General features: G+C 66.9%; 7 protein-coding genes and 1 tRNA gene. 5 read left to right on the top strand and 3 right to left on the bottom strand.

Annotation, left to right across the window (positions count from 1 at the left end; all coding sequences use genetic code 11):
* Both TFC3_RS38855 and TFC3_RS38595 read right to left on the bottom strand, forming a co-directional pair.
* A partial coding sequence (locus TFC3_RS38855) for a hypothetical protein (RefSeq protein ID WP_201787281.1) occupies nucleotides 1–1,411 on the bottom strand: 1,411 nt, incomplete at its 3' end.
* Between the two features lie 241 nt (nucleotides 1,412–1,652).
* Complete coding sequence (locus TFC3_RS38595; protein ID WP_015625326.1) at nucleotides 1,653–1,814, bottom strand: DUF5679 domain-containing protein; 162 nt, start codon at nucleotides 1,812–1,814, stop codon at nucleotides 1,653–1,655.
* An 839-nt stretch (nucleotides 1,815–2,653) separates the two neighbouring features.
* Between TFC3_RS38595 and TFC3_RS27990 the strand changes: the two genes are divergently transcribed.
* Nucleotides 2,654–3,187: a M48 family metallopeptidase gene (locus TFC3_RS27990; RefSeq protein ID WP_067508101.1), complete on the top strand. Its 534-nt coding sequence runs from the start codon at nucleotides 2,654–2,656 to the stop codon at nucleotides 3,185–3,187.
* 24 nt (nucleotides 3,188–3,211) lie between these two features.
* Nucleotides 3,212–3,808, top strand: a complete 597-nt coding sequence (locus TFC3_RS27985) for a hypothetical protein (protein ID WP_067508099.1) — start codon at nucleotides 3,212–3,214, stop codon at nucleotides 3,806–3,808.
* Nucleotides 3,809–3,943: 135 nt separating this feature from the next.
* Here TFC3_RS27985 and TFC3_RS27980 read toward each other — a convergent pair whose 3' ends face one another.
* Entirely contained in the window at nucleotides 3,944–5,179 is a 1,236-nt protein-coding gene (locus TFC3_RS27980) for a zinc-dependent metalloprotease (RefSeq protein ID WP_067508097.1), read from the bottom strand.
* A gap of 90 nt (nucleotides 5,180–5,269) precedes the next feature.
* On the opposite strand from TFC3_RS27980, the gene TFC3_RS27975 reads away from it, so the two are divergent.
* From TFC3_RS27975 to TFC3_RS27965, 3 genes are all read left to right on the top strand, one after another.
* Nucleotides 5,270–6,298: a PDZ domain-containing protein gene (locus TFC3_RS27975; RefSeq protein WP_067508095.1), complete on the top strand. Its 1,029-nt coding sequence runs from the start codon at nucleotides 5,270–5,272 to the stop codon at nucleotides 6,296–6,298.
* A gap of 44 nt (nucleotides 6,299–6,342) precedes the next feature.
* The gene (locus TFC3_RS27970; RefSeq protein ID WP_236718492.1) at nucleotides 6,343–9,342 is read left to right on the top strand and encodes a UPF0182 family protein; all 3,000 of its coding nucleotides are present in this window, start codon (nucleotides 6,343–6,345) and stop codon (nucleotides 9,340–9,342) included.
* A gap of 351 nt (nucleotides 9,343–9,693) precedes the next feature.
* Nucleotides 9,694–9,767 (top strand) — tRNA-Met (locus TFC3_RS27965).
* The last annotated feature ends 135 nt before the right edge of the window (nucleotides 9,768–9,902 follow it).

Raw genomic sequence — 9,902 nt, 5'->3', positions numbered from 1 at the left:
GTTCCCGCCCCACCCCCTCGCCCTCCGCCCCGCCTTGTCGTTCGCTTCCGGCTCGGGCTTGCCGCTGGCTGCCCGTTGGGCTTTGCCGGGGCGCTCGGGAGCGGGTGCGTGCTGGCCGCTGGCCGCAGACGCAGTAGGGGTGCGGGTACCACTGCCGGCGCCGGAGCCGTCCCGGTCCGTGGATCTCTACTTCCGCCCCGAGGGTCTCGGTGCCCAGGCCGTCCACGTAGTTGAGGACCTCGCTGATGGCGTACCCGCAAGCGGCAAGCACCGTCGCCACCGCGAGCGGCTCATCTCCCGCCGTGACGAACTCCCGGAACTCCCCGCCCTCGTAGTTCTGGCGGCACATGGCCAGGCAATTCAGGCACGGCTGACCATCCGCCGGCACCAGCGGCCCGATCACCGCCGTACCCTCGCGCACCGCCACCGACAGGTACGGCTGCCGGCGCCGAGTGTGCGCGAAAGCCAGAAGCCCGACCGGCTCGTCGTGGCATAGCTGGACGACCAGTGAAGCCGTGCCCCGCCGGATCGACCGCGTCTCCGTCCCCGGCGCGACCCGCTGGATCGCCTTGATCACCTCATCGGTGCGCACCGCGCCGGCTTCCACGTTCCGGAGCGGCCCGCCGACCCGTTCGACGTGGCTGACCGTTCCCGGAAGGTCGGCGTGCACGTGGCCGATCCCGGCTTCGGCCAAGCCGACCGCTATCCCGGCGCCCAGCCGGCCTCGACCGGTGACGACAATTTTGGCCGAGCGCCGCCGCCGGAGGATGGCTGCGGGAGTTGGTGGGCGGTTTGGCAGGTTGGGCTTGCGAGGTCCGAAGCGGCCGTCTGGGCCACTGCGTTCGTCGCCGGCCTCGGGGTGTTGCTCGGGTTGCGCTGGAGCCGAGTCGCTGACTGGGGTCGCCTCGGCGGGTGTCGCACTTTGATCATCGGCCCGCATCCCGGCGGATGTGCTGGGTTCTCGGGCGCGGGAGGGAGGGGCTTCGGGTGGGATTGGCTCCTCGTGAACCGGGGGATCCAGGCCAGGTTGGGGTTCGCCTGGCACGGGTTGAGTGGCTTGGACGGCGAGGGCCAGGGCGGCGGCCTCGCTGAACAGGAGGCGGCGGGTGGTGGCGTCGAGCGCTGGTGGATACAGCGTCTGCGAGGAGATGACCAGGCCGGCGCCGTGAAGGGCGTCGAGGAGGGCGCGGGTCTGGACGGGGGTGATGTCCAAGCTGGCGGCGGCTCTGAGGATGGCGCTTTCCGGGCGGGTGCCATCGAGGAGATCGAGGATCTTGGCGGTTGCCGCGTTGGGAAGGTCGATCAGGATCGCGCGCTCGGAGTGCAGGCCTAGTTGCAGAGTGCGTTCGCCTCGCCAGATGCGAGGAAGCCCTGGTAGGAGCATCGGTCGGTGCAGCGGAGGACGGCTCATGCGTGACACAGTGTCACGATCCTGATGCGGACGGCTTTCGTTGTCCACAGGGGCTGTCCGCGGTGAGGCTCAGTTATCCACAGGGCTGGACGAGTTATCCACAGGGGTGGTAGAGGGAGTGGATAACTACTTAACGTGTTTGCCCGAACACGGTTATGCCCCGGAGGGGTGAATGGGTGTCGAACCGGATGACTGAGGGGGCGACCTGTGCGGTCGCCCCCTCAGTCGGTGCAACTCCGGATCAGGCCTTGGCCTTGCCCAGGATGCGGTTGACCGTCGTACCGCAAACCGGGCACTTGCCCTTGGCCATGTTCATGCCGGTCTTGGAGACCTCGACAGTGCCCTGGAAGTCCCGCTTCTCCTTGCACTTAACGCAGTAGCCGTTGTACGTGTTGTCGGCCACGATTCCTCCTCGTCATGTTGTCGGCCGGGTCGGCCCGGGTTTCCCGAGGGCGCCAGGCCGGGGCCTGGACCACCGGGGCCCTGCTCGCGGCGACAGGCCGCGATCTGTGTTCGGCGCTGGACCGCTCCGCGACCACGTGAATGTGGCCACCCGCTAGGGGCGGTCACTACCCACGTCCGGCCATTTCCATGTCAGCGCAGCGTCGGCTGTGTCGTCGACGTCGTGAGTCTGCCGGTCAAGATGCGCCTTTTGGGGCAGATTGGGCATCAACACGCCGACGAATTACTTCAGACCGGCCGAAAACGGATGATCAAGTCATCGGAGGGAGTTTCGAGGCGTGCGTGAAGGAGGCCGAGAGGGTGGCCTGGGAGAGCGGTTCGCGTGCAGTGAGCGACGGCCACGTGTGGCAGGTCTGAAGCAGGGGGCATCGGGACATGAAACAGACCGGTGCTGGCGGGTGGGGCGAACGGAAACGCCGGCGACGACAGTGAGCGGAAGCTGAAAAGCTATCCGGATTGCGATGGAGGCATGCTGCATCTGATCGGTCGGTGAAGGAGTGGCAAGGTGTCGATGGTGATCCAGAAAGCGCAAAGCGGCTCGCGTAGCCTCGTCCAGCCCCGGCTCGTTAAGGGTTGAGAGGGTCGCGGGTCGGGTAGAAATTTTGACCGGCAGGACGGGTGGCTCCGGCTGCTGAGTTTCGGGACCGGAAAATATTTTCGGATCTTCTGGGGCGAAGCTCACATTTTGGGTGCGTGTCATTTGCCGTACCCTTGCGGCCACCTGCCCCTGACGGATTAACGTCGCAATGTGAACCCTAGTCTGGGCTGCGCGAGCCGGTAATGGCGAGGACGCGCAAGCCTGTCGTCGAAGTGCGGCGCAGCCAGCGTCGGCGTCGCACGGTGTCTGCGTACCGGGAGGGCGAGCGGGTTGTCGTCCTCATTCCCGACCGGTTCTCGCGTGCGGAAGAGTCCGAGTGGGTCGCCCGGATGCTCGCTCGCCTTGCGGCACGGGAAGAACGCGTCCAGCGTACGGACAATGAGCTCCTCACTCGCGCCCACAAGCTCACCGCACGTTACCTCCCCGACCATGTCGGCAGCACGGCGTCGGCCAGCGTGCGGTGGGTGACCAACCAGAACGGCCGGTGGGGATCCTGTACGCCGGACGACGGCACCATCCGCATCTCGCACCGCATTCAGGAGATGCCGGACTGGGTCATCGACTACGTCCTCCTGCACGAGTTGGCCCACTTGATCGTGCCCAGCCACAACGCGGCCTTCTGGGAACTCGTGAACCGCTACCCCAAGGCGGAGCGGGCGCGCGGGTACCTCGAGGGCATCTCCGCGGCCACCGGGCTGGTGCTGGCGGACGACTGACCGGGCAGGGCTAGCCTTCACCACGTGACCAGACGTGTCGTGGTGGCGTTGCTGACCCCGGTGACCTGGAGCCCGCCGGGCATCGACCTGGCGAAGTGGCGCGCTGCCCTGGCCGAGGACGTCGTCGACCTGCTGGCCCGGCTGGCGCAGGCCGAGCCGGCGATTGCGGCTGTGCCGGCTGATCTGGCGCTGGCTGAGGAGATCGCTTGGCCGGGTATGCCGATCTACGAGGTGCCTTCGACTACGGTGCTGCCCGTTCTTCACCAGGCTGCGGCGGCCGGTTTTGATCAGGCTGCGGTGCTTGCCGCCGACGCCGCCGACGTGCCAGGGATGATCTTGGGGAAGCTGCTGCGGCCGTTGACCAGTAAGCCTGTGGCTGTGGCGCCGGCAGGGCGGGATGGTGGTCTGCTGGCTGTTGCGACCACATTGCCGGTGCCGGAATGGCTGGGCGATCACGACCTTGACAGCGCAACGCCGATGACGGTGCGCCGGGGGGCGCCACAGCCGAGCCTGGTGGAGTCGACGCCGGACTGGCGGCGGTTGCGCGGGCCGGCCGATCTGGCCACGCTCGACATGGCCCTGGAAGGCTGGGAGAACACCCGAGCACTACTGGGCGGTTGAGCAGATACCACTCACGCAGAATGAAGGGCCCGGGGATCCGTTGTGGCGCCGCCAGGCGCCTGGGTCACCGGACCCGGCCTCGGTGGGAACTGCGGTCAGCACCACCCACCAAGGCACGACATCCGCTTGAAGCTTTTACTCTTTGTTGTCGTCTTTTCCGAGGTTTTCCAACTCCGAGATGTCCCAGTCCGGCTGGGCGTGCGCGAACTTCTGCGGGTCGGCGAAGTCCTCGTCGGTGGGCAGCAGGTCGGGGTGGTCCCAAAGCGCGTCGCGGCCCTGCACGCCGCGGGCCTCGGTGACCGCGGTCCACAGCGCGCCGGCTTCCCGCAGGCGGCGGGGACGCAGCTCGAGGCCTACCAGCGCGGCGAAGGTCTGCTCGGCGGGGCCACCGGCGGCGCGGCGGCGGCGGAAGGCTTCGCCCAGGGCCGCTACCGAGGGCAAACGGTCTCCCGCGGCGCTGTCCACGACGTGGCCGACCCAGCCCTCGACCAACGCGAGGGCTGTCTCGAGGCGCGCCAGGCTGGCCTTCTGCTGCGGGGTGTCCTCGGGCGTGAAGATGCCCTCCAGCGCCATGGCCTGCATCGACTCGGGGTCCGAGGGGTCGACTCGGCTCATGGCCTCCTCGATTGCCTCGCGGTTGACCGTGATGCCATTGGCGTAGGTCTCCACCGCGGTCAGCACGTGCGCGCGCAACCACGGGACGTGCTGGAAGAGGCGTTGGTGAGCCGCCTCGCGCAGCGCCACATAGAGCCGCACCTGGTCCTCGGGGAGCTCCAAGCCGTCGCCGTAGGCCTTGATGTTGGCCGGGATCAGCGCAGCCGTGCCGGCCGGGCCCAGCGGGAGGCCGATGTCACCGGCGGACAGGACCTCGGCGGCCAACTGGCCCAGCGCTTGGCCCAGTTGACCGCCGAACAGGGCGCCACCCAGGGTCGCGACCATCGACTGCATCGGGCCGAGCTGGGCCCTGGCTTCTTCGGGAACCAGGTCGCCCATGGCGCCGACCATGCGGCCCGCGATGGGGTCGCACAGCTTCTTCCACACGTCCAGGGTGTTGTAGACCCACTCGTTGCGGTTCCAGGCGGTTGCGTCGCGGAGGCCCGAAGGCATCGCTGAGACGGGGTCGAGCCACAGGTCGGCCAGGCGCAGGGCCTCGGCGACCGAGCTGTGCTCATACATGTTGACCGCCGGGTCGCCGGTCGCGCTCAGCTGGCTGGCCGCCACTTGGCGGGCCAGATCCCAGTTGACCGGGCCACTTCCTGGCGCGGCGAACATCTGCTGCAGCTGGTTCATGAACTGCTGCATCTGTTGCGGGTCGGAGGGATCGGGCGGCTGCGCGCCCGGCAGGCTGAAGCCGAACGGGATATCAGGCACGACGTCAACGTTACGCGCGTTCAAGCCCGCCCGGGCCCATGGCGGTGTCAGCTCAGAGAGAACTCAGGGTTGGTTGATACGGTCACGCGCATGAGACGTCGCGGTGTCACGGTCATCCTCGGCGCCCTGATCACCGCACTGCTGGCAGTCGGAGTCATGGCCATTCCCCTGCCGTACGTGGTGCTCAAGCCCGGACCGACGGTGAACACGCTGGGCTCGGACAACGGCAAAGAGGTCATCCAGGTGACGAAGGCGCAGGTGACGACCAGTGCGGGTCAGTTGCGCCTGACCACCGTCGGGGTGCAGCGCAAGGTCGAATTGGTCTGGGCAATCGGGGGCTGGTTCAGCGATGAGCAGGCCGTGGTGCCGCATGACCTCATCTATCCTCCGGACCGCAGCGAGCAGCAGGTCGAGCAGCAGAACGCCGAGGAGTTCCAGTCCTCGCAGACCAGCGCGGAGACTGTGGCGCTGCGCGAGCTGGGCTACCCGGTGCAGACTTTCGTGACGGATGTCGCACCCACCGGCGCCGCCAACGGGGTGCTGCGCAAGGACGACGTCATCACCGCCGTGAACGGCACCAAGGTCACCAGCCCGGACAAGCTGACGCAGCTCGTTCAGGCCAAGCCGGCGGGTACTACGCTGACGATCTCCTATACAAGAGCCAAGAAGCCGGCGACCGCCAAGATCACCACCAAGGCGGCCGAGGGCAGCAGCACACCGCGTATCGGCGTCTCCATCGACAAGAAACAGCCGCATCCGTTCACCGTTTCGATCGACTTGGACGAGATCGGCGGACCCAGCGCCGGGTTGATGTTCACGCTCGGCATCATCGACAAGATCAAAACCGAGGATCTGACAGGCGGAAAGATCATCGCGGGTACGGGCACCATCGACGACGAGGGGAACGTCGGACCGATCGGCGGCATCCCGCAGAAGCTCGTGGGCGCCAAAGACGCCGGCGCGCAGATCTTCCTGGTTCCGATCGACAACTGTGCCGAGGCGCTGCGCAACGCGGTGCCCGGCCTCCCGATGGCCGAGGTCGCCACGATCGACGACGCCCTCACCGCACTGCAGACGTTCACCAGCGGCGGCACACCGAAACCCTGCACCGCCTCGTGACGCCGGCGACATACGCAACAACCTAAAAGGGGTTCACGTTGGTCATGCGTAACAGTCCTCTGCCGAGGATGAGCCGGCGCGGTCGCGTGACCGTCGGCGTCCTCGTGGGGGTCTTCCTCTTGTTCACCCTGCTCGGCTGGGGCATCGACGCCTATACCGACTACCTGTGGTTCGACGAGGTGGACTTCACCAACGTCTTCACCGGTGTCCTGGTCACCCGGCTGCTGCTGTTCCTGGCCATCGGCCTGCTGATGGCGCTGATCATCACGGCGAACCTCTACCTGGCCTACCGGTTGCGCCCGCTGCTGCGCCCCCATTCGGCGGAGCAGGCCACGCTCGAGCGCTACCGCATGGTGCTGCAGCCGCGGCTGGGCACCTGGATCGCCATCATCGGCATCGTCATCGGCTTCTTCGCCGGGCTCTCCGCGCAGAGCCGGTGGAAGGACTGGATGCTCTTCCAGAACTCCCAGTCCTTCGGCGTCAAGGACCCGCAGTTCAATGTGGACATCGGATTCTACGTCTTCGAATACCCGCTGCTGCGCTACATCCTCGGTGTCGGCTTCACCGCGGTGGTGCTGTCGGTGATCGGCGCGCTCGCCGTGCACTACATCTTCGGGGGCGTGCGCCTGCAGGGCGTCGGGGACCGGATGACCACCGCCGCGCGGGCGCACCTGACCACGCTGGTCGCGATCTTCGTGCTGCTCAAGGCGGTCGCCTACATCCTCGACCGGCGGGCGCTGCTGCTCGAACAGCACGTCTCGCCCGACCTGTACGGCGCCGGCTACACCGACGTCAACGCGTTGCTGCCGGCCAAGGAGATCCTGGCCTACATCTCGATCGTGGTGGCCATCGCGATCATCGTGTTCTCCAACGCGGTCATGCGCAACCTGGTCTGGCCCGGGGTTTCGCTGGCGCTGCTGGCCATCTCGGCGGTTGCGATCGGCGGCATCTACCCGCTGGCCGTGCAGAACTTCCAGGTCAAGCCGAGCCTGGCGGACAAGGAAGCGCCTTACATCGCCAGGTCGATCAATGCCACCCGGGCGGCCTTCGGGCTCAGCGACACCCAGGTGACGCCGTACGGGGCTGCGACTGTGGTGCCGCCGGGCAACCTTACCGACAATGCGAGCGCCCAGAACGTACGAGTAATCGACCCGCAGTTGGTTTCTGAGGCTTTCACGCAGTCGCAGCAGGTCCGCGGTTTCTACGACTTCGGCCCGAAGCTGGACGTGGACCGCTACACGATCAACGACAAAACCCAGGACTACGTGGTCGGTGTCCGCGAGATCAACGACACCGCGCTGACCACCCAGCAGCAGAACTGGCTCAACCGGCACACCGTGTTCACCCACGGCTACGGTCTGGTGGCGGCTCCGGGTAACGAGGCCTGCGGCGGTCTGCCGGTGTTCGTGTCCGGCTCGCTGGGCACCGGAAACACCGCTCAGACGGCCAACTGTGCCTCGACGTCGACCGACCAGATCAAGGTTGACCAGCCCCGGATCTACTACGGTGAGCAGTCCACCGAGTACGCGATCGTCGGCCAGAGCGACAAGGCCAAGAACGTCGAGTACGACCGGCCGCAGCCGACCGACAGCGACGCCGAGGCCCGCTACACCTACGACGGGCAGGGCGGCGTGCCGATCGGCTCGTTCTTCCGCCGGCTGGTGTTCGCGATCAAGAACACCGAGAGCAACTTCGTTCTCTCCGACGCGGTGAACGCCGACTCCAAGCTGATGTACGTACGGGACCCGCGCTCGCGCGTCGAAAAGGTCGCCCCGTTCCTGACCATCGACGGCGACCCGTACCCGGCCATGGTCGACGGGAAGATCAAGTGGATCCTCGACGGGTACACGACCTCGGCGACCTACCCGTACGCCCAGCGCATCAACCTGCAGGAGGAGACGCAGGACGAGCTCACCAACCGGGGCACGTTCGCGCTCGCCCGCGACAACATCAACTACATGCGCAACTCGGTGAAGGCGACGGTCGACGCGTACGACGGCACGGTCACCCTCTACCAGTTCGATGATCAGGACCCGGTGCTCAAGGCCTGGAACCAGGCGTTCGGCGGCGACCTCATCAAGCCCAAGTCGGAGATCCCGGCGTCGCTCGAAGCGCACTTCCGCTACCCGGCCGACATGTTCAAGGTCCAGCGCAACCTGCTGACCCGCTTCCATGTCACCACCCCTGGCGACTTCTTCACCGGCAACGACTTCTGGGCCGTCCCGAACACCCCGGACGGATCGGAGCAGAGCAAGCAGCCGCCGTACTACCTGAACGTGCAACTGCCGGGCCAGGACAGCACCCGCTTCCAGATCACCTCGGCAGTCACGCCGAGCAAGCGCGAGAACTTCGCGGCGCTGATCTCCGGCTCATACGTGGACGGCAAGCCGAAGCTGGAGGTCCTCGAACTTCCGGACGAGACCGCGATCCCCGGCCCCGCGCAGGTCCATCAGCGCATGACCACAAACAGCACGGTCCGCCAGGAACTCAACCTTCTGCAGACCAACAACTCGGCCCAAGTCCTCTACGGCAACCTGATCTCACTGCCGGTGGGCAACGGCATGCTCTACGTGGAGCCGGTCTACGTGAAGAGCGGACAACAGACCAACGCGGCGCCGCTGCTGCAAAAAGTCCTGATGTCCTACGGCGACGGCAGCAACTACGTGGTGCTCGCCAACAGTCTCGACGAGGGCCTGGCCGCGCTGGTGGAGGCGGGCAAGAAACAACAGCCCACAACCACAACCCCAGGCAACACCACAACACCCCCATCCACCGGTACGCCCGCACTGACCGGCCAACTGGCAACCGCGGCAACCGCGTTGGACCGGGCCATCGCCGAAGTGAAGGCCGCCCAGGCCTCCGGCGACTTCACCCGCTACGGCCAAGCCCTGCAGGCCCTCGACAAGGCAATGACCGACTTCGAGAACGCCTCCAAGGCGGCCGGCGGAACAACCACAACACCGTCCACAGCCCCCTCGGCACCGGCCTCGGCCGCCCCGTCGACGCCGGCTTCGGCGCCGCCACCATCACCTAGCGGCGGCTGAGTCCCGCCGTTGCAGACGCGGCCCGTCGGTGCTCCGGCGGGCCGCATCTGTGTCCGGCCCGGCTTGGCTGTCGCTGGCGAGCTACGGCGCAGCGGCCACGGTGGTGGGGTGAGACCGGTGAACGCTTTGGCGCTTCCGGCCCAGCCGACATCGGCGGCCAGGCTGATCGTCCGTACCCGGTCCCGGCTCCGCAATGATCGCCACCAAACCTGCGAGGTCCTGGACGAAGGTCGCGGGTCGGGTTGCTGCGTCGGCGAGGGGGTTACGACCAGGCCGCCCACAGGTGTGGGGCACGTAACGGTGAACCGTTTTGCGAGCGACGCAGGCAACGCGGTAGTCTTTCCATGCCGACGCGGGGTGGAGCAGCTCGGTAGCTCGCTGGGCTCATAACCCAGAGGTCGCAGGTTCAAATCCTGTCCCCGCTACGAAACGGGTAACCCCTGTCGAATTCCCTTCGGGAGTTTGACAGGGGTTTCTTCGTATTTTGCTCCGGGGGCCGAGCCCCCGGACGCCCCTACGGTGCGTTGGGGACGTGGGGGAGTTGGTGCGGGGTGGGAGTG

Origin of the sequence: Actinoplanes sp. TFC3, assembly GCF_001553785.1 — a bacterium.
GTDB lineage: Bacteria > Actinomycetota > Actinomycetes > Mycobacteriales > Micromonosporaceae > Actinoplanes.
This window is presented reverse-complemented; position numbering and strand designations above follow the sequence as displayed.

Bases quoted from the DNA above. Each gene is read 5' to 3' on its own strand.
- TFC3_RS27975 (WP_067508095.1), top strand. From the start codon at position 5,270: ATGAGACGTCGCGGTGTCACGGTCATCCTCGGCGCCCTGATCACCGCA.
- TFC3_RS27970 (WP_236718492.1), top strand. From the start codon at position 6,343: ATGCGTAACAGTCCTCTGCCGAGGATGAGCCGGCGCGGTCGCGTGACC.
- TFC3_RS27990 (WP_067508101.1), top strand. From the start codon at position 2,654: ATGGCGAGGACGCGCAAGCCTGTCGTCGAAGTGCGGCGCAGCCAGCGT.